Raw genomic sequence first — 19,342 nt, 5'->3', positions numbered from 1 at the left:
CATCCTGCTGACCCTCAAATACGACCTGACCGCCCCCAAACTCCACTCCCTGACCACCGGCCCCACCCCCACCCCCGCCCACCCCCTCCAAACCCCCACCCCCGACACCCCCTGAACCCCCGGGCCACGCCGGGAGCCGGACAGCCCTGTCGTCCTCACCCGTGCGCCCAAGGCCGGTGCCCGCCTCTCGCGTCCCAACGCCCCGGCGTCGTTCAGACGGCCCTGCCCCGGGAGCGCGCGATCAGGGGCCGCCCGGAGGACGCCCGGGGCGCGGGATCGGCGTACGGCCGGGCGTGGCGCGCGCGAGGGCACGGCATGAGCCCGGAGCGGAAGGTGCTTGGGGGTGGGGTCAGGCCAGGGGTGGGCTCAGGCGGAAGGTGGACTCGCCGAAGGAGAGTTCGTCGCCGGGGCGGACGACCGTGGGGGCCATGAGGCGCCAGCCGTTGAGGCGGGTGCCGTTCATGGAGCTGAGGTCGACCACGAGCCAGTGGTCGCCGCTGCGGAGGAGCTCGGCGTGGACGCGGGAGACGGTGAGGTCGGCGAGGACCAGGTCGCAGCCGGGGGCGCGGCCGATGGTGAAGCGGGTGCGGCTGTCGCCGGGGAGGGCGAGGCGCGGGATGCGGGGGGTGCGCCAGGCCGACTCCACGCGGGCGCTGAAGGACGAGATCGCGGCCACCGCGTCGGTGAGGCGGCGGGTCCAGCGGCCGCGGGGCGGCAGGTCGGCGACGAGTTCGTTCAGCTCTGCCCGGCTCCGGGCGCGGAGGGCCTGGTCCATGCGGCCGACGAACGTGTCCAGGGACAACTGCCCCTCGGCCGCACGCTCCCGCAGCGCGTCGATCGCGCGATCGCGGTCCCAGTCAGAGGCCCTGACGGGAGGTGGCGTCGGGCTCGAACTCATATCGTGAGTATCAGGCGGATCGGTCCCGGGTGTCCAGTCGGACGACCATGAAGGCGGGGGCGGCACGGCGGTCAGCCCGGCGGCAGGGGAGTGTGGACGTCGGCGCAGACGACGTGCACTCCCAGTTCCACGAGAGCGCGCTCGGTCCGGGCGTCGGCGACCCGGGCCAGCAGGATCGGGGACTCGCTCGCGGCGAGCTGCGGCAGCCGGGCGCGCACGGCGTGGTGCAGGTCCCTGGCCACCTCCGAGGCGATCGCGGAGTGCACCTTCACGTGCAGCATGATCCCCTCCGCGCCCGACGACGTCCGCACGTCGGAGATCCACACGTGGTGCACGCGGGGGAAGTCGGGCAGGAGCCGGGCGATCGTCGCGCGCAGGACGGACACGATCGGATGGCGGCTGCGGCCGTACGGGAAGTCCACCCGGGACTGGGGGCCGGAGAAGTGGTCGCGCGGGGCGGGGATCGCGGGCTGGGGGCCGGTCTCGGCGCCGATCTCGGGAGGCAGCGCGGTCAGCGGCGCGGACAGCGGCCCGCGGGGATCGCGGGGATCGCGGGGATCGCGGGGATCGCGGGGATTACGTGGATCGTGTGGATCGTGCGGGCCGCGTGGATCGGGCGGCTCGGGTCCGCCGGAGTAGACGGGGGACTCGGTGGTCGGGTGCTCCGCGAGGTGCTCGGCGGAGGAGTACGGCGGGCGCTCGGGCCTGCCGTACGACGGGGGCCGGTGCGGAAACCGCCCGGCGGGCGGCGGAATCCTCTCGTCGTGGCCGGGCGGGTCGGCCCCGTACTCCCCCCACCGCCGGGGAGCGCGCCCCGGGTCCGCCGGCCGCCCTGGATCCGGTACGTCGGGGAGGGGCGCGGGCGGCCGCCGTACCGGATCACGCGGCGGGGGCGAATGGGGCACCGGGTCGAAGGAGCCGGGCGGACGCCGTACGGGATCGAAGGAGTCGGGCGCGCGCCGTACGGGATCGCGGGAGGCGGGCGGGTGCCGCACCGGGTCGCGGGAGGCGTCGGGGGGCCGCGGATCGTACGGCAGGTGCGGGAGCGCGTCCCGGGACCGGTCCAAATCGCGGGGTCGCGTCTGCGGCAGGGTGCGGTGGGTCGCCAAATAGTGCAGGAGATCGGCGATGGGGATCGCGACCGCGACGGGACCCGCCGCGTCGATCACGATCTCGCGCACGCCCGTCACCCGGTGGATGTCGAGGACCGTCTCGGCCTCGCAGCGCGTGAGGGGATACGCGCCCCGGTGGCGGGCGTAGCTCTCCGGGCCGGTGTATCCGAGCAGCACCCGGGCCCCCGCCTGGGTCGTGCCGAGCACCACGGAGCGGTCGGGGCGGACCGCGACCAGGATGCCCCCCTCGGACAGCGCGGCGAGCATCTGCTGTGAACTGCCGTGGCGTGCGAGTACCTCGGCGAGAGCGGGGTTCCCGATGCTCATATCAACGACGATAGGTAGCAATCGCTCGCTTATCTCGCTAATCCCTAAGATTAGGATGATCAATAGGATTTCGGATGCTGTCTCGAATTGCGGACACTCGTGAAAGCGTTCACAAGCCCGGTTAGAATCCGTGAGGGTGAGCGGCCTTCCCCGGGGGCGCTCTCGACGCCGCACCCTCACTCACCTTGAAGGATCACCGTGACCGACAATCGCAGGCCCATCGTTCTGGTCGCCGAGGAACTCTCCGAGGCCGGCCTCGCCGTACTCGGCGCGGACTTCGAGGTCCGCCACACCGACGGGTCCGACCGCGCACAGCTCCTTCCCGCGCTCGCCGACGTGGACGCGCTGATCGTCCGCAGCGCCACCAAGGTGGACGCCGAGGCGATCGCGCACGCTCCCAAGCTCCGGGTCGTCGCCCGCGCCGGCGTCGGCCTCGACAACGTCGACGTCCCCGCCGCCACCAAGGCCGGCGTCATGGTCGTCAACGCGCCGACCTCCAACATCACCAGCGCCGCCGAGCACGCGGTCGCCCTGCTCCTCGCCACCGCCCGCAACGTGCCCCAGGCCGACGGCGCGCTCAAGAACGGCGAGTGGAAGCGCTCGAAGTACACCGGGGTCGAGCTCCTGGACAAGACCGTCGGCATCCTCGGCCTCGGCCGCATCGGGCAGCTCGTCGCGCAGCGCCTGGCCGGGTTCGGCGTCGAGCTGATCGCGTACGACCCGTACGTCCAGGCCGCCCGCGCCGCGCAGATCGGCGTCCGCCTCGTCTCCCTCGACGAGCTGCTGGCCCAGTCGGACTTCATCACCGTGCACCTGCCCAAGTCGCCCGAGACCGTCGGCCTCATCGGCGACCGGGAGCTGCACCAGGTCAAGCCCTCCGTCCGCATCGTCAACGCCGCGCGCGGCGGCATCGTGGACGAGGACGCCCTGGTCGCCGCCCTCAAGGAGGGCCGCGTCGCCGGCGCGGGCGTGGACGTCTTCAAGACCGAGCCGTGCACCGACAGCCCGCTGTTCGGCCTGGACAACGTGGTCGTGACCCCGCACCTGGGCGCCTCCACCCACGAGGCGCAGGAGAAGGCCGGCACCCAGGTCGCCCGCTCGGTCAAGCTCGCCCTGGCCGGTGAGTTCGTGCCCGACGCGGTGAACGTCGAGGGCGGCGCGGTCGCCGAGGACGTCAAGCCCGGTCTGCCCCTCGCCGAGAAGCTCGGCCGCATCTTCACCGCCCTGGCCGGCGAGGTCGCCGCCCGCCTGGAGGTCGTCGTCCGCGGCGAGATCGCCGCCGAGGACGTCCGCGTGCTGGAGCTGGCCGCGCTGAAGGGCGTCTTCACCGACGTGGTGGAGGAGGCCGTGACCTACGTCAACGCGCCGCTCCTCGCCCGCGACCGCGGCGTCGAGGTCAGCCTCGTCACGACCTCCGAGAGCCCCGACTGGCGCAACCTGGTGGAGGTCCGCGGCACGCTCGCCGACGGCCGTACGGTCTCCGTCTCCGGCACCCTGTCCGGCCCCCGGCAGATCCAGAAGGTCGTGGAGGTCAACGGCTTCCCGATGGAGATCGAGCCGACCGAGCACCTGGCCTTCTACACCTACAGCGACCGCCCCGGCATCGTCGGGATCGTCGGCCGCATCCTGGGCGAGAACGGCATCAACATCGCGAGCATGCAGGTCAGCCGTGACGAGAAGGGCGGCAAGGCCCTCATCGCCCTCACCGTCGACGGCCCCCTCTCCGCCGACGTCGCCGAGCAGATCCGCACCGAGATCGGCGCCGACACCGGCCGCACGGTGACGCTCACCGACTGACGTCCGCCCGGAGGGCCCGCACCCCGTCCCCGGGGCGCGGGCCCTCCGCGTTCCCCCGGTACGCCCGGGGCGGGCCTGCCGGCCGCGCCCCACGCCGCGGCGGGCCGCTTCGCCCGGGGCCGGGCCGGACGCCTTCCGCCCGCGCCGCGGCGGGAGGCCGCCCCCGCCGTACGGATGCCTCCGGACGGGCCGGCGGCTACGGGCTCACCGCCAGGAAGAGGAAGCAGGACAGCAGGACCAGGTGCAGGCCCCCCTGCAGGAGGGTGGCCCGGCCCGGGACCACCGTCAGGGTGGTGACGACGAGGGTCAGGGCCAGCATCACCAGGTGGGTGGGGCCCAGGCCCAGGTGGAGGGGGCCGTCGAGCCAGATCGAGGCCACGGCGATGGTGGGGATCGTCAGGCCGATGCTGGCCATGGCCGAGCCCAGGGCCAGGTTGAGGCTGGTCTGGACGCGGTCGCGGCGGGCGGCGCGCACGGCGGCGATGGACTCGGGGAGCAGGACCAGGAGGGCGATAACGACGCCGACCACGGCGTGGGGGAGGCCGGCGGCGGACACCGCGGACTCGATCGCGGGCGACTCGACCTTGGCCAGGCCGACGACGGCGACGAGCGCCACGAGGAGCAGGCCGAGGCTCGCGAGCGCCGTACGGCCGGAGGGCGGCACCGCGTGGTCGTCGGCGTCGATCACGCTCCCGTCGGGCCGCACCGGCAGGAAGTAGTCGCGGTGGCGGACGGTCTGCGTGAACACGAACAGGCCGTAGAGCGCCAGCGAGGCCACCGCCGCGAACGCGAGCTGCGCCGGGGCGAAGGCCGGGCCCGGCGTGCTCGTGGTGAACGACGGGAGCACGAGGGTCAGCGTGGCGAGCGTCGCGACCGTGCCCAGCGCCCCACCCGCGCCCTCGGCGTTGAACACCGCGACGCGGTGCCGCAGCGCCGTGATCAGCAGCGAGATCCCGACGATGCCGTTGCACGTGATCATGATCGCCGCGAACACCGTCTCGCGCGCCAGCGACGCCGCCTCCGGCCCGCCCGACGCCATCAGGCTGACGATCAGCGCCACCTCGATCACCGTCACGGCCACCGCGAGCACCAGCGACCCGAACGGCTCGCCCACGCGGTGCGCGACCACCTCCGCGTGGTGCACGGCGGCCAGTACGGCTCCCGCCAGGAACACCGCGGCCACGATCACCGCGGCGACGGGCAGTTCCCGACCCCACGCCAGTGCGAGGAGCACGACCGCGAGCGGGGGTGTGAACATCGTCCAGTGGGCGAGGAAGCGCAACCTGATCATGCCTCAATGCTATGAGCTGCGATGATGTCGGTCGCCGTCTCAGTATGTGGGAAGTCTGGCCGGTCGGCGAGACAAAGGGGACATGTGCGGGTAGCGTGAGTGGTCTATGACGCGCCGGGTATTCATCCTTACCTGCCGCGGCGGGGCCCAGCGGCTCGGGTGAATCCGGGCGGGCAGGCCGACGACCCGCCGCGGAGTGAGCGCTTGTCGGCCGTCAGTCCCAGCCCGTGAGACCCCGTCTACGAGCGCACCCGCGCTGGGAGATCCGTCATGTACGACATGTATCCGTGGAACCGCGCCGACGACCACGAGGATGAGGCGACCGAAGCCGTCCAGACCGCCCTCGACCGCCGCGACAACGGCGGCCAGTCCGCCAAGTAGGTCTCACATCGTGGGCGACACGCCCATCCCGTGAGACGAAACCACTAAGGTACGCGCATGGATCCACGCACTCAGACCGGCCCGATCAGGCTCGCCGTCATCCCGGGCGACGGGATCGGGACCGAGGTCGTCGCCGAGGGGCTGAAGGCCCTCGACGCCACCGGGGTGAAGTACGAACCCACGAACTACGACCTCGGGGCCGCCCGCTACAACCGCACGGGTGAGACGCTGCCCGACTCCGCCCTCGCGGAGATCGCGGAGCACGAGGCCATCCTGCTGGGGGCCATCGGCGACCCGAGCGTGCCGCCGGGTGTGCTGGAGCGCGACCTCCTCCTGCGGCTCCGGTTCGAGCTCGACCACTACGTCAACCTGCGCCCGGTGAAGCTGTACCCGGGCGTGTCCACGCCGCTCGCGGACGTCCGTCCCGAAGACCTCGACATCGTCGTCGTCCGCGAGGGCACCGAGGGGCCGTACGCCGGGGCCGGAGGCGCGATGCGCCGCGGCACGCCGTACGAGATCGCGACCCAGGAGAGCCTGAACACGGCCTACGGGGTCGAGCGGGTCGTGCGCTACGCCTTCGAGAAGGCCGCGACCCGCCCCCGCCACAAGCTCACGCTGGTTCACAAGACCAACGTCCTGACGTACGCGGGCGACCTGTGGGCCCGCACGGTGGAACGGCTCAGGAGCGAGTTCCCCCAGGTCGAGACCGACTACGTGCACGTTGACGCGGCGACCATGTTCTTCGTCAACGCCACGCGCCGGTTCGACGTGGTCGTCACCGACAACCTGTTCGGCGACATCCTGACCGACCTGGGGGCGGCCGTCGCCGGCGGCATCGGGCTCGCCGCCAGCGGGAACGTCAACCCCGCCCGCACCACGCCCAGCATGTTCGAGCCGGTGCACGGAAGCGCGCCGGACATCGCGGGCCAGGGCAAGGCCGACCCGACGGCCACCATCCTGTCCGTCGCCATGCTCCTCGACCACCTCGGGCACGGCGAGGCCGCCGCCCGCGTCGAGGACGCCGTCGCGGCGGACCTGCTCAGCCGGCAGGGCGCGGGGGCCACGCGGTCCACGCGGCGGATCGGCGACGACATCGCGGCCCGAGTAGCCGGCTAGACCGGGCCCGCACACGCGCGTGGCGGCCCGGTCCGGCCGCCACGCGTTTCGTGCTGCCCGGAGCCTCCCGCCGCGCGCTGATCATCCAGTAGTTTCCACCTTGCCAACACTTGCCGTCCCCCGTCGCAGAATGGATGTGACAAGGACGGCGCTCAACGAATGAGGACCTGTCATGACCACTGCTCCGCTCACCTTCGACGTGCAACTCTCGGACCACGCGCGCAGCGCCGAGGAGCGTGAGCGGGTACTGGCCAGTCCCGGATTCGGGCAGCACTTCACCGACCACATGATCAGCGTCCGCTGGACCGCGCGGGACGGCTGGCACGACGCCCGGCTCAAGCCGTACGGCCCGCTCGTCCTCGACCCGGCGACGGCGGTCTTCCACTACGCGCAGGAGTTCTTCGAGGGCCTCAAGGCGTACCGCCAGGGCAACGGGTCCATCGTGACCTTCCGCCCGGACGCGAACGCGGCCCGGTTCAACGTCACCGCCCGGCGCATGGCGATGCCGGAGCTGCCCGAGGAGACGTTCGTCCGCTCCCTCGAACTCCTCGTCCAGACCGACCGCGACTGGGTGCCCACGACCGAGGGCCACACCCTCTACCTGCGCCCCTTCATGATCGCCACGCAGGCGGCGCTCGGTGTCAACCACCCGTCCGACGAGTACCTCTACCTCGTGATCGCCTCGCCCGCCGGTTCGTACTTCACCGGCGGCGTCAAGCCGGTCCACGTCTGGCTGTCCCAGGACTACACGCGCGCGGCGCCCGGCGGCACCGGCTTCGCCAAGTGCGGCGGCAACTACGCCGGGGCCTTCGTCGCCCAGCGCGAGGCCGTCGAGAACGGCTGCGACCAGGTCGTCTGGCTCGACGCCTTCGAGCACCGGTACGTCGAGGAGATGGGCGGCATGAACATCTTCTTCGTGTACGGCGACCGCCTGGTCACCCCGCCGCTGACCGGCACGCTCCTGCCGGGCATCACCCGCGACTCCATCCTCAAGCTCGCCGTGGACCTGGGCCTGGAGGTCACCGAGCGCCCCATCACCACCGACGAGTGGCGCGAGGCCTGCGAGTCCGGCGCGATGACCGAGGCCTTCGCCTGCGGCACCGCCGCCGTCATCACCCCCATCGGGCGCGTGAGCGGCCGCGACGGCGGCTGGACCGTCGCCGACGGGCAGCCGGGCGAGCTGACCCTGCGCCTGCGCGAGGAACTGGTCGGCATCCAGTACGGCACCCGCCCCGACCCCCACGACTGGATCCACAAGATCCTCTGATCGAGTAGCCTCCCGGTCATGTTCCCGACCTCGATCTTCGGATACCCCACCAGGGAAGAGGGCGACCCGGACCGGGTGGCCGTCCTGCTGCCGGGCGGGGCCTACGTGCCCGCCCGGCCGCTCCTCCACTTCGCCGGCGCGGTCCTGTCCAGCCGGGGCTGGACCGTGCAGGAGATCTGGTGGTCCGTGCCGGACGGCCTGGCGGGGGAGCCGCGGGCCGAATGGGCGGCCGGGGAGGCCCGGCGCGCCCTCGACGCCGAGAAGGCCGGGCGCCTGCTGCTCGTCGGCAAGTCCCTCGGCAGCTTCGGCGCGACCCTGGCCGCCGAGCGCGGTCTCCCCGCGATCTGGCTGACCCCGCTGCTCAACGAGCCGGCGGTGGTGTCCGCCCTGCGCGCGGCCACCGCGCCCGCCCTCCTCGTCGGCGGCACCGCGGACCCCTCCTGGGACCCGGACCTGGCCCGCGACCTCGGCCTGCCGTACCTGGAGATCCCCGGCGCGCACCACGGCCTGGAGATCGAGGGCGACCCCGTCGCCTCGGCCCGCCACCTGACCCGGATCACGGAGGAGATGTCCCGCTTCACGGCCGCCCTGGACTCCTGACCGCCCTGGACTCGTGATCGCCCCGGCCCCGTGCCCGCCCGTCGTGCGAGGGATCAGGCGGGCACGCGGCGCACGGTGGCCAGGACGACGAGGCCGCCGATGAGCGCGAGGGCGGCGAGCCCGGATCCGAACACGGTCGCGCCGGCGGACAGGCCGGTCGCGTCGCTGAGGAAGCCGGTGGCGACCGGGAGCAGCCCGGCGGGCAGGTAGGCGCCCACGTTGAGCGCGGCGTTGGCCTCGGCGAGCCGGGCGGCGGGCACCCCGGCGTTGAGCAGCGACAACCCGCCGAGCTGACCCAGGCCCTGCCCGGCTCCGGCGAGCACGGCCGCCACCGCGAGCGCGCGGACGTCCCCGATGCGGACGGCGAGCACGAGCGCGGCCATGCCGGCGAGGGTGGCGAGCGCGCCCGTGAGCAGGACGGTCCGCAGCGCGAGACGCCGTACGGCGAACTGCGCGCCGGCCGCCGCGGCGAACATCGCGAACGCCAGGACCCCGGAGAGCGCGGGGTGGTCGTGGCCGAGCAGCCCGGCGAGCACCGACGGGCCGAGCGAGAGCACGAACGAGGTCGCCGTCAGACCGGGGGCGAAGACGGCGACCCCGGCGGCGAGCCGGGCGCGGGCGGACCGGGGCACCCCGGGCACGCGCACCCACGCCCCGGCGCGGCGGGCGGGCGCCTGCGGCAGCCGCAGCACGACGGCGGCCGCCGACACCAGCAGCACCGCCTCGACGGCGAACACCGTCCCGGTCGGCCAGGGAACGCCCTGGGAGAGCAGGCCGGCCAGCAGGGGGCCGGTCCCCGCGCCCAGCACCATCGCCGACGAGGCCGCCAGCGCCCCGGCCCGCCCGCGGTCCGCGCCCGCCACGTCGCTCACCGCCGCCATGCCCGCCGACACCGTCGCGCCCACCGCGATCCCCGTCAGCAGCCGCGCCACCGCCAGGGCGGCCACCGATCCGGCGGTGGCGAACAGCGCGCAGGCCGCGATCGCCAGCCCGAGCGCCGGCAGCAGCACGGGCCGCCGCCCGATTCGGTCGGAGAGCACCCCCGCGACCAGCAGCGCCCCGACCAGCCCGGCGATGTAGCAGGCGAAGATCAGCGTCATCGTGCCCGAGGCGAACCCGAGGCGTTCCCGCCACAGCGGATAGAGCGGCGTCGCGGCGTTGGACAGGACGAACACGGCCATGACCGGCCACGCCGCCACCCAGACCGGCAGGCCCCCGCGACGACGTACGGCGGGAGCGCTCCTCGGCAGTGTCACCATCACATATCCCCAGTCCAGAGCCAGTACGATATTTCTCGTACCTGTACGAATGCGGTCGAACTTAACACAAGTACGAGAAAACTCGTACAGCATGGTTGAATGGGGGCATGGCAGTCGCAGTACGTCCGAAACCGCACGAGGCCCCGCCGGGAACCCCTGACCCGCTTCCCGAGCCGGCTCGCGAGGAGCTCCGCCTGGAGACCGTGATGGGCGCGCTGAGCGACCCGCTCCGCCTGGAGATCGTCCGCAGGCTGCTCCTCGAATCGGAGGCGTTCGACCACCCCTGCGGGTGGTTCGGCCTCGGCCGCCCCAAGTCCTCGCTGACGCACCACTTCCGGGCGTTGCGGGAGGCGGGCGTGATCCGCCAGCGCCAGTACGGCCTGGAGCGGCGCAGCCATGTCCGCGTGGACGATCTCGACGCCCGCTTCCCCGGCCTCCTCGACCTGGTGGCCGCCTGGACCCCGCCCGCCTGACCGTTCCCCGGCACGCCGGCGGGCCCGCGCCGTACGGCGGACCGGCTCGGCCGTACGGCGGGGCGGGGACACGGCGGGTGGGGCGGGACCTCGGCGGGGTGGCGCGTTACCTTGGGGCGATCGCAGCGGAGGAAGGAGCCCGGATGTCAGTCGTCAAGATCAACGTGTTGACCGTGCCCGAGGGGATGCGGGAGGAGCTGGAGAAGCGGTTCGCGGGGCGGGCCGGGATGGTGGAGGCGGCCGACGGGTTCGAGTGGTTCGAGCTGCTGCGGCCCGTCGAGGGGACCGACCAGTACCTCGTCTACACGCGGTGGCGGAGCGAGGAGGACTTCCAGCGCTGGCTGGAGAGCCGCGCCTTCCAGGCCGGCCACGCGCAGGCGGCGGCCGGCGCCCAGGCCGCGGGCCACGGCCACGGCGCCCCGGCCGGTCATGGCGGCGGCGCCCCGGCCGGTCACGGCCACGGGGGCCCGGCGGCCAGCGACGCCAACCTCTGGTCCTTCGAGATCGTCCAGAGCGCCGGCCCCAGGCGACCCTGACCCGCCCGGGCGCGCCCCTCGCGCTCCCGCTCCCCGCCGCCCGGGGAACGGCGAGCGCGGGGCTGCCCCCCGATCCGGCGCGCGCGGCCCTCGCCGGCGGAGATCGCCGCCGTTAGCATCGGCGGATGATCCCCATGCGCGTCATGTTCGCCCTCGGGTGGTTCTGTCTCGGTCCCGCGCTGTTCGCCATGATCGGCAATCCGGACTTCCTGGTCCTGGCGCTGCTCGGGGTCGGGCTGATGCTCACCGGGCTCGCGGCCGGGCTGAACTCCGCGTTCGGGGCCGGGACGGCCAGGGCGCGCGCGGCGGCCGAGCCCGGTGGCGCTGAGGCGGTGAACCGCGCCGCGAGCCCCGCCGGGGGGTGAGGGGCCGCTGTCCGCGCCCTACTTCTCGGACGGGGCGTAGGTGTGGTCGCCGAAGTACTCCGCCACGTCCTGGAGGCGGTCCACCGATCGGGTGAACAGGACGTAGCGCTTGCGCGGGCCGGCGTAGGTGGTGGCCGAGCGGGGGACGCGGAAGTCGAAGTACATCCCGTTGTCCCGGGCGATCCGGGCGATCGCGCGCGGCGTGTAGTACGACGTGTGCCCCTTGATGTAGAGGTAGTCGTGCTTGGTGAGGTCGCCGCCGTCGTAGATGTTGGTCGAGCACACCACGAGGCCGTCGTCCCTGACGTACTCGAAGAGCCTGGCGAAGTCCTTGGGCGGCTCGACGAAGTGCTCGATGACCTCGCACGCGACCACGACGTCGAACCGCTCGCCGGGCGGCTCGGTCAGGTCCAGGAACTCGGCGTCCTCGTGCAGCGGGCGCATGACGTCGCCGATCGCGACCCGCCCGACCGCGGCGAGCCCGGCGATCCGGCGGTAGTCCACGCTGCGCCCCGCGCCGTACACCAGCACCGACTGGTCGCGGCGGCCCACGATCTTGCAGGCCATCGCGGCCATGTGGTACTCCCGCCCCGGCTTGTCCTCGGTGCCCACCCGGGGCGCGACCGGGAACTGGTCGATGGACTCGTAGACGGTGTAGTCGTTGAAGTTCTCCGGATTGCCGATGTGCCCGCACCGCCCGCACACCCGCACCGTGAACGTCTTCCCCTTCCTGACGTGGGTGACGGTCTTCAGCCGGACCGGGGACGAGCCGCACACCCGGCACGACTCCGCGACCCCCCGCCGCAGACGGTCCCGCAGGGCGTTGACATACCGGGGATCGCGCCGCAGCAATCCCGAGGCGATCCGTATCGGCCGCATACCCCGACGTTAGATCGCATCCCACCTCCACTCCAGACCCACACCCCCACCGATCCGCCCTCCGTCACCCGGCGCTGCGGACCACTCGTCTCTTCGGGTTCGGTGATCCGGGTGAGAGCGTGTGGTTCGTCGTCCCGGGGCCGGCCGCCGGTTGACGTGCGGTTCTCGCCTTCCCCTCCTCGGCGCGGCCGGCGCCTGCGGGGGAGGAGGAGGGGGAGGGGGCTGCGGCCCCCTCGCCGGGGGGTGCGGGGGCTTGCCCCCACTGGGCGCTGTCCGGGCGCGGGCGCGCGGAGCGCTCTCCTGCGAGGGTCTTGTCGTTGGGCGCGCCGTACGGCAGGGGCGGGGGCTCTTGCCGTACGGCGGGCGCGGGGGCGGGGTCAGGCGTCCAGGGTGTGGCCGGCTCGGAGGAGGCCGTAGGTGACGGCTTGTTCGAGGGCCTGCCAGGAGGCTTCGATGATGTTCTCGTCGACGCCGACGGTGTTCCATTCGGCCTTGCCGTCGGTGGTGCCCTGGAGGACGCGGGTGACGGCGCCGGTGCCCATGCGGCCGAGTTCGAGGATGCGGACCTTGTAGTCGTACAGCTCCATCGAGGCCAGCTCCGGGTAGAGGCGCTCCAGGGCCAGGCGCAGGGCCTTGTCCAGGGCGTTGACCGGGCCGTTGCCCTCGCCGGTGGCGATGATGCGCTCGCCCTTGGCGTGCAGCTTGACCGTGGCCTCGCTGACCAGCTCGCCGTCCGGGCGGCGCTCGACGATCACGCGCCAGGACTCGACGTCGAAGTGGCGGCGGCGCTCGCCCTCGACGGTCTCGCGCAACAGCAGCTCGAAGGAGGCGTCGGCGGCCTCGAAGGTGTAGCCCCGGGCCTCCATCTCCTTGACCCTGTCGGTGAGCTCGGTGAGCTTGGCGCGGTCGCCGGACAGGTCGTACCCCAGCTCCTTGCCCTTGAGCTCCACCGACGCGCGCCCGGCCATGTCGGAGACCAGCATGCGCATGTCGTTGCCGACCTCGGCCGGGTCGATGTGCTGGTAGAGGCCGGGGTCCACCTTGACGGCGGAGGCGTGCAGGCCGGCCTTGTGGGCGAAGGCCGACATCCCGACGTACGGCTGGTGCTGGTTCGGCGTGACGTTGGTGACCTCGGAGACGGCGTGCGCGATGCGGGTCATCTCGGCCAGAGACTCCGGCGGCACGAGGTCGAAGCCCCGCTTGAGCTGGAGGTTCGCGACGACGGTGAAGAGGTTGGCGTTGCCGCTGCGCTCGCCGTACCCGTTGGCGCAGCCCTGCACGTGGGTGACGCCCGCCTTGACGGCCGCCAGGGTGTTGGCGACCGCGCAGCCGGTGTCGTCGTGGCAGTGGATGCCGAGGCGGGCGCTGGACGCCCCGATCACCTCGTGGACCACGTCGGCCAGCTCGTCGGGGAGCATGCCGCCGTTGGTGTCGCACAGGGCGATCACGGACGCGCCCGCCTCGGCCGCGGCCCGCACGACCTCGACGGCGTACGCCGGGTTGGACCGGTAGCCGTCGAAGAAGTGCTCGGCGTCCACGAATACGCGCTGGCCGTTCTCGCGCAGGTGGGTGACGGTGTCGCGGATCATCGCGAGGTTCTCGTCGAGGGTCGTGCGCAGGGCCAGCTCGACGTGCCGGTCGTGACTCTTGGCGACAAGCGTCACGACCGGCGCGCCGGATTCGCGCAGGGCGGCCACCAGGGGGTCGTCGGCGGCCTTCACTCCGGCCCGGCGGGTCGCGCCGAACGCGGCGAGCTGCGCGTGCTTCAGGTCGAGCTCGGTCAGAGCCCGCCGGAAGAATTCGGTGTCCTTGGGATTCGCGCCGGGCCAGCCGCCCTCGATGAAGCCGACGCCCAGGTCGTCCAGATGCCGCGCGATGGCCAGCTTGTCGGTCACCGTGAGGTTGAGGCCCTCCTGCTGGGCCCCGTCGCGCAGCGTCGTGTCGTAGACGTGGAACCGGTCGTCGGTCATCGAACGCTCCCTAGGAGTGGATTGGATGCGCAAACAAAAAGACCCCTCACGGACGTGAGAGGTCTGCGCGCCGGCGGTGTCCCTGGATCAGCCGGCGCGCCTGCCGATAATGAGCAGTTCGCGCATAGTGCCTGCGAGTCTGCCACAGGCCGACAACATCTGACACACGGATCTCAGTGGTTGAGACGGCTTTGCCGATTCTTTCACCCCGTCCCCTCGCGTCGCGTACGGCCGCCGCCCGCGCCTCCCCGGGCGTACGGCCTCCGGCGGCGCCCTCCCGGAGGCTCGCGGATCGCACTCCCGGAGGCTCCCGGGACGCCCTCCGGGAGGCACGACGCCCTCCGGGAGGCACCCGGGACGCCCTCCGGGAAGGCCGCGGGCGGACGTGAGAAGCCCTCACCATGCCCGTGGAGTACACCGGGCGCGGACGGGGGATGTCGCGTGGTCGAATGGCAACGCGAGGCGAGGAGCGAGACATGATCACCGGTGCGCACGTCGTCATGTTCAGCCGGAACCCGGACGCGGACCGGGCGTTCTTCCGCGACGTGCTCCGGTTCCCCTCGGTGAAGGCCGGCGACGGGTGGCCGATCTTCGCGCTGCCGCCCGCCGAGGTGGGGATCCATCCCACGGGGGAGGGCGGCAGCCACGAGCTCTACCTGATGTGCGACGACATCGACGCGACCGTGAAGGAGCTCGCCGGGCGGGGCGTGGAGTTCTCGCGGCCGGTCAGCGACGAGGGGTGGGGCCTGGTGGCCTGGATCAGAACGCCGGCGGGAAGCGAGCTGGCACTGTACGAGCCGAAGCATCCCACGGCGGCGGCCCGGCGGTCCTAGCGCTGCGCTCGGGCGCGTCCGGCCCCGGCAGGTCCGGGGCGAACGCGTACGTCGCGGCGAGCGTGGCGATCGCGTCGGCGTTCACGTCCAGCGCCGTGGCGTTGATGTTGGAGGCGTTGTCGCAGGCCGCGTGGTAGCAGGGGTCGTACGGCTTGCCCGCCTCGCCGCCGAACCGCTCGGCCTCGGCCTTGCTCTTCTTGCCCTCCGCGCCCGTGAAGATGCCGCCCGCCGGGATGCCCGCGACGACGAACGCGGCGTAGTCCGACCGGCCGTCGAAGTCGGTGCTCACGCTGGTCAGCTTGCGGCGCGTGTAGAAGGCCCGGAAGTCGCGCTCGATCTGGTCCGACCCGGGCGGCCCCGCGACCCCGCCCACCTTGTCCGAGTCGTCCCCGTCGAAGACCTTGTAGGCGTAGTTGGGGGAGGCCACCATGTCGAAGTTCAGGTACACCGCGATCCGTTCGCGGTCGGCCTCGCCGAGGGAGTCCACGTAGTGGAGCGACCCGTGCAGGCCCGCCTCCTCCGCGCCCCACCAGGCGAACCGCATGCGGTTGGGGGAGTCGGCGGCGTTCATCCGCATCGCCACCTCCAGCAGCGCCGCCGAGCCCGAGCCGTTGTCGTTGATCCCGGCCCCCTCGGGCACGCTGTCCAGGTGGGCGCCCAGCATGACCACCTGGTCCTCGCGCCCGTACACCGACTCGGCGATCACGTTCTTGGTGCGCGCGGTCTTGACGCTGGTCGAGGTCGCCAGCCGCACCCGCCCGGGCTTGCGCGCCAGGTCGGCGCCCATCGCGTACGACGTGAAGACGGCGGGCAGGCCGAGCGTCCAGTCGCCGATGTCCACGCGGGCGGTCTTGGTGCGGTCCTTCTGCCCCTCGTTGAAGATGATCAGCCCGGCGGCCCCGGCGGCCTTGGCGTTGCGCGCCTTGGTCCGCATCGCGCAGCGCCCCCGCTGCAGCAGCGCGATGTCGCCGGGCGTGAAGTCGTCGAAGTCGTCGGCCTCGCACCCGCTGGTCGAGCTGTTCGGGGTCTTGCCCGGCGGGATCCTCACGTCCACCGGCCGGACCCGCGCGGTCACGTCGCCGGAGCCCGAGTGGTACGTCGTGCGGAAGTCCTCCCCGGCGCGGAACTGCCTGGCCTTGGCCCCGAGCCGCTGGACCACGGGCGGCTTGAGCACCTTGAAGCTCTTGGGGTACTCGAAGTCCTGCACCGTGACGCGGTATCCGCCCGCGCGCAGCCGGTCCGCGACGTACCGGACGGACTTCTCGTAGCCCGCCGTGCCCGCCGCGCGCGAGCCGCCGCCGGTCTTGGCGAACTCCTCCAGCTTCTTCAGGTGGACCATGACGTTCGCGCCGCTCACCACCTGGGCCAGCAGGTCGGCGTACGGATGACGGGGCGTCAGCGCCTTGCGGTCCTCCGGCTGGGACGGCTGCCCCGGCTGGGACGGCTGGGACGGCTGCCCGGGGGCGGCCGAGGGCGTGGCCGCAGGCCGTACGCCCGGGGCCGGGGACTGCACGGCGGGGGACGCCGGGGCAGGCGAGGCCGGTGGGAGCGCCGGGGCGCGGGTCGGGGGCGGCTGGGGGAGGGCGAGGGACAGGACGACAGGGAGAGCCAGTGCCGTGTACGCGCGCGGAAGCCGCACTACTCCTCCACCGGTTGTGAACGACCCGTGTGAAGGGTCCTGATCGTCGAAGACGGGACGAACGTAAGCACCCCCGCGCCCGCGCCCCGCGCACCCCGCTCCGCCGCTTACCGCCCCCCGCCCAAGATTTGACCCCCGCACGGCGGCCGGTGCCCCGGCGCCCGCCACCGGCCACGTGCCCCCGGAACCGGCCTCGCGAGCCGTACGGCGGGCACCGGCGCGAGCCGTACGGCCTGAGCCGGCGCGAGCCGTACGGCCTGAGCGGGCGCGAGCCGTACGAGAGGGCCGGTCGTCCACAGGGGGAACCTTCGTCCACAGGGGGGCATGGGCGGGGGACGGTCCCGGATAGGCTTTTGCGGTGCGCATATGCAGGTATTCCAGTGGTGACGGCGTCTCCTTCGGCGTCGTCGAGGGCGGGCCCGGCGAGGAGTTCGTCGCCCGGATGGCGGGCCACCCGTTCGAACCCATCCAGCTCACGGGGGAGCGGCACGCACTGGCCGACGTGCGCCTGGTCGCCCCGCTGCTGCCCTCGAAGATCATCGCGATCGGCAAGAACTACGCCGACCACGTGACGGAGATGGGCGGCGACCAGCCCCCGCCCGAGCCGGTGATCTTCTCCAAGCCGTCCACCGCCGTGATCGGCCCCGGCGAGGCCATCGCCTACCCGGTCGGGCTGACCGAGCGCGTGGACCACGAGGGCGAGCTGGCCATCGTGATCGGCCGCCTGTGCCGCGAGGTGCCGGTCGAGCGGGCCAAGGACGTGATCCTGGGCTACACCTGCGCCAACGACGTGACCGCGCGCGATCTGCAAAAGCGCGACGGGCAGTGGACCCGCGCCAAGGGCTTCGACACGTTCTGCCCGATCGGCCCGTGGATCTCCACCGGCATCGACGCGTCCGACCTGGCCATCTCCACCTCGGTCAACGGCGAGGTCCGGCAGGACGGCCGCACGTCACAGCTCGTCCACGACATCCCCACGCTGATCTCCTACGTCAGCTCGGTCATGACGCTGCTGCCCGGCGACGTGATCCTCACCGGCACCCCGGCGGGCGTCGGGCCGCTCCAGATCGGCGACGAGGTCAGCGTGACCATCGAAAACATCGGCACTCTCACCAACCGGGTGGTATCCCGTGACTGACACTCCCGTGCGCGTGCGCTTCGCGCCGTCGCCGACCGGCATGTTCCACGTGGGCGGCGCGAGATCCGCGCTGTTCAACTGGGCCGTGGCCGAGCGCGCCGGCGGCATCTTCGTGCTCCGCATCGAGGACACCGACGCGGCCCGCAACCGGCCCGAGTGGACCGAGGGCATCATCAGCGCCCTCGACTGGATCGGCGTCACCACCCGCTCCCCGATCTTCGAGGGGCCCTACTTCCAGTCGGCCTACGAGCCGCAGCACCGCGCCGCCGCCGCCAAGCTGCACGCCGACGGCCGCGCCTACTACTGCGACTGCACCCGCGAGGACGTCCAGGCGCGCACGGGCTCGGAGCACAAGGGCTACGACGGCTTCTGCCGCGACCGCGGCCTCGAGGCCGCCCCGGGCCGGGCGCTGCGCTTCCGCACCCCCGACGAGGGCGTCAACGTCGTGGACGACCTGATCCGCGGCCGGGTGGAGTTCCCCAACGACGCGATGGAGGACTTCGTCATCGCGCGCGGCGACGGCAGCCCGCTCTACGTCCTGGCCAACGCCGTGGACGACATCGAGCAGCGGATCACCCACGTGATCCGGGGTGAGGAGCACCTCAGCAACGCCGCCCGCCAGCAGCTCCTGTGGCCCGCGCTCGGGGCCCGCCCGCCGGTCTGGGCGCACCTGCCGGTGATCGTCAACGAGAAGCGGCAGAAGCTGTCCAAGCGCCGCGACAAGGTCGCCCTGGAGTCCTACCGCGACGAGGGCTACCTGGCCGAGGCCATGGTCAACTACCTGATGCTGCTCGGCTGGGGCCCCGGCGGGGACCGCGAGATCCTGCCCTGGGCGGAGATGGTCCGGCTCTTCGACCTGTCGGACGTCAACTCGGCGTCGGCGTTCTTCGACGAGAAGAAGCTGCGCGCCTTCAACGGCGAGTACATCCGCGGCCTGACCGTCGAGGACTTCATCGAGCGCTGCGGCCCCTGGCTCCAGGCGCCCGTCGCGCCGTGGAAGCCGTCGGACTTCGATCCGGCCGTCTTCGCCCAGGCCGCACCCCTGGCCCAGACCCGCGTGGCGGTCCTGTCCGAGATCACCGCGAACGTCGACTTCCTGTTCCTCCCCGAGCCGGTCTTCGACCAGGCCTCCTGGGACAAGGCCATGGCCGGCAAGAACTCCCCCCGCGAGATCCTGTCCGGTTACCTCGCGAGGCTGGGCACGGCCGACTGGACCGCCGACGCCCTCAAGACCGCCCTGGAGGAGGTCGGCGCCGAGCACGGCCTCAAGCTGGGCAAGGCCCAGGCCCCCGTCCGCGTGGCGGTGACGGGCCGCACCGTCGGCCTCCCCCTGTTCGAGTCCCTGGAGCTCCTGGGCGCCCCGCGCGTCAGGGCCCGCCTGCAAGCGGCCCTCGCCCGCCTCGGCTGACCCCCTCCCGGACGCGCCCCGGCGGATCTCCGCCGGGGCGCGTTCTCGTGTGC

17 protein-coding genes are annotated in these 19,342 nt (G+C 72.8%); 10 read left to right on the top strand and 7 right to left on the bottom strand.

All coding sequences use genetic code 11. From position 1 onward, the window contains the following. Positions 1 to 349: 349 nt before the first annotated feature. Together D5H75_RS27415 and D5H75_RS41950 are read right to left on the bottom strand one after the other, a co-directional pair. Entirely contained in the window at positions 350 to 898 is a 549-nt protein-coding gene (locus tag D5H75_RS27415) for a DUF1707 and FHA domain-containing protein (RefSeq protein ID WP_119929440.1), read from the bottom strand. Between the two features lie 71 nt (positions 899 to 969). Next, the gene (locus D5H75_RS41950) at positions 970 to 2,337 is read right to left on the bottom strand and encodes a chromosomal replication initiator protein DnaA (RefSeq protein WP_202638564.1); all 1,368 of its coding nucleotides are present in this window, start codon (positions 2,335 to 2,337) and stop codon (positions 970 to 972) included. A 198-nt stretch (positions 2,338 to 2,535) separates the two neighbouring features. On the opposite strand from D5H75_RS41950, the gene serA reads away from it, so the two are divergent. Next, the gene (gene serA / locus D5H75_RS27405) at positions 2,536 to 4,134 is read left to right on the top strand and encodes a phosphoglycerate dehydrogenase (protein ID WP_119929439.1); all 1,599 of its coding nucleotides are present in this window, start codon (positions 2,536 to 2,538) and stop codon (positions 4,132 to 4,134) included. A gap of 196 nt (positions 4,135 to 4,330) precedes the next feature. Here the strand turns inward: serA and D5H75_RS27400 are convergent, their stop codons facing one another. After that, positions 4,331 to 5,425: a calcium:cation antiporter gene (locus D5H75_RS27400; protein ID WP_202638563.1), complete on the bottom strand. Its 1,095-nt coding sequence runs from the start codon at positions 5,423 to 5,425 to the stop codon at positions 4,331 to 4,333. Positions 5,426 to 5,863: 438 nt separating this feature from the next. On the opposite strand from D5H75_RS27400, the gene D5H75_RS27395 reads away from it, so the two are divergent. The 3 genes from D5H75_RS27395 to D5H75_RS27385 all read left to right on the top strand — a co-directional run bounded on the left by D5H75_RS27395 (position 5,864) and on the right by D5H75_RS27385 (position 8,789). Then, positions 5,864 to 6,922: a 3-isopropylmalate dehydrogenase gene (locus D5H75_RS27395; protein ID WP_119929438.1), complete on the top strand. Its 1,059-nt coding sequence runs from the start codon at positions 5,864 to 5,866 to the stop codon at positions 6,920 to 6,922. 172 nt (positions 6,923 to 7,094) lie between these two features. Then, positions 7,095 to 8,189, top strand: a complete 1,095-nt coding sequence (locus D5H75_RS27390; RefSeq protein WP_119929437.1) for a branched-chain amino acid aminotransferase — start codon at positions 7,095 to 7,097, stop codon at positions 8,187 to 8,189. Between the two features lie 18 nt (positions 8,190 to 8,207). Then, on the top strand, positions 8,208 to 8,789 hold the full coding sequence (locus D5H75_RS27385) for an alpha/beta fold hydrolase (RefSeq protein WP_119929436.1): 582 nt from the start codon (positions 8,208 to 8,210) through the stop codon (positions 8,787 to 8,789). A 53-nt stretch (positions 8,790 to 8,842) separates the two neighbouring features. Here D5H75_RS27385 and D5H75_RS27380 read toward each other — a convergent pair whose 3' ends face one another. Further along, entirely contained in the window at positions 8,843 to 10,048 is a 1,206-nt protein-coding gene (locus D5H75_RS27380) for an MFS transporter (protein WP_119929435.1), read from the bottom strand. 107 nt (positions 10,049 to 10,155) lie between these two features. Here D5H75_RS27380 and D5H75_RS27375 point away from each other — a divergent pair, with 107 nt between their 5' ends. The 3 genes from D5H75_RS27375 to D5H75_RS27365 all read left to right on the top strand — a co-directional run bounded on the left by D5H75_RS27375 (position 10,156) and on the right by D5H75_RS27365 (position 11,422). Further along, positions 10,156 to 10,521, top strand: coding sequence for an ArsR/SmtB family transcription factor (locus D5H75_RS27375; protein WP_119929434.1), 366 nt, complete (start codon positions 10,156 to 10,158; stop codon positions 10,519 to 10,521). A 143-nt stretch (positions 10,522 to 10,664) separates the two neighbouring features. Next, complete coding sequence (locus D5H75_RS27370; protein WP_119929433.1) at positions 10,665 to 11,057, top strand: antibiotic biosynthesis monooxygenase family protein; 393 nt, start codon at positions 10,665 to 10,667, stop codon at positions 11,055 to 11,057. Positions 11,058 to 11,182: 125 nt separating this feature from the next. Beyond that, on the top strand, positions 11,183 to 11,422 hold the full coding sequence (locus D5H75_RS27365; protein WP_119929432.1) for a hypothetical protein: 240 nt from the start codon (positions 11,183 to 11,185) through the stop codon (positions 11,420 to 11,422). A gap of 18 nt (positions 11,423 to 11,440) precedes the next feature. Here the strand turns inward: D5H75_RS27365 and D5H75_RS27360 are convergent, their stop codons facing one another. Further along, on the bottom strand, positions 11,441 to 12,301 hold the full coding sequence (locus D5H75_RS27360; RefSeq protein WP_119929431.1) for a methyltransferase domain-containing protein: 861 nt from the start codon (positions 12,299 to 12,301) through the stop codon (positions 11,441 to 11,443). 377 nt (positions 12,302 to 12,678) lie between these two features. Further along, positions 12,679 to 14,271, bottom strand: coding sequence for a citramalate synthase (gene cimA, locus D5H75_RS27355; RefSeq protein WP_119929430.1), 1,593 nt, complete (start codon positions 14,269 to 14,271; stop codon positions 12,679 to 12,681). Between the two features lie 476 nt (positions 14,272 to 14,747). Here cimA and D5H75_RS27350 point away from each other — a divergent pair, with 476 nt between their 5' ends. Next, positions 14,748 to 15,104, top strand: a complete 357-nt coding sequence (locus D5H75_RS27350; protein ID WP_119929429.1) for a VOC family protein — start codon at positions 14,748 to 14,750, stop codon at positions 15,102 to 15,104. Here the strand turns inward: D5H75_RS27350 and D5H75_RS27345 are convergent. Next, positions 15,031 to 16,743 carry a M28 family metallopeptidase gene (locus D5H75_RS27345; RefSeq protein WP_147425294.1) on the bottom strand — a complete coding sequence of 571 codons (1,713 nt, stop codon included), beginning with the start codon at positions 16,741 to 16,743 and terminating at the stop codon, positions 15,031 to 15,033. The genes D5H75_RS27350 and D5H75_RS27345 overlap by 74 nt on opposite strands. Before the next feature lie 358 nt (positions 16,744 to 17,101). Between D5H75_RS27345 and D5H75_RS27340 the strand changes: the two genes are divergently transcribed. Next, positions 17,102 to 17,881 (top strand): fumarylacetoacetate hydrolase family protein, encoded by a 780-nt coding sequence (locus D5H75_RS27340; RefSeq protein WP_119929427.1) that lies wholly within the window; start codon positions 17,102 to 17,104, stop codon positions 17,879 to 17,881. Continuing rightward, positions 17,874 to 19,289, top strand: coding sequence for a glutamate--tRNA ligase (gene gltX, locus D5H75_RS27335; RefSeq protein WP_119929426.1), 1,416 nt, complete (start codon positions 17,874 to 17,876; stop codon positions 19,287 to 19,289). The genes D5H75_RS27340 and gltX overlap by 8 nt, the downstream gene beginning before the upstream one ends. Positions 19,290 to 19,342: the final 53 nt, after the last annotated feature.

This window comes from Bailinhaonella thermotolerans (genome assembly GCF_003594875.1).
In the GTDB taxonomy this organism is placed as follows: Bacteria; Actinomycetota; Actinomycetes; order Streptosporangiales; family Streptosporangiaceae; genus Bailinhaonella; species Bailinhaonella thermotolerans.
The sequence above is the reverse complement of the archived record's forward strand: the minus strand, read 5'-3'. Positions and strand labels throughout refer to the sequence as shown.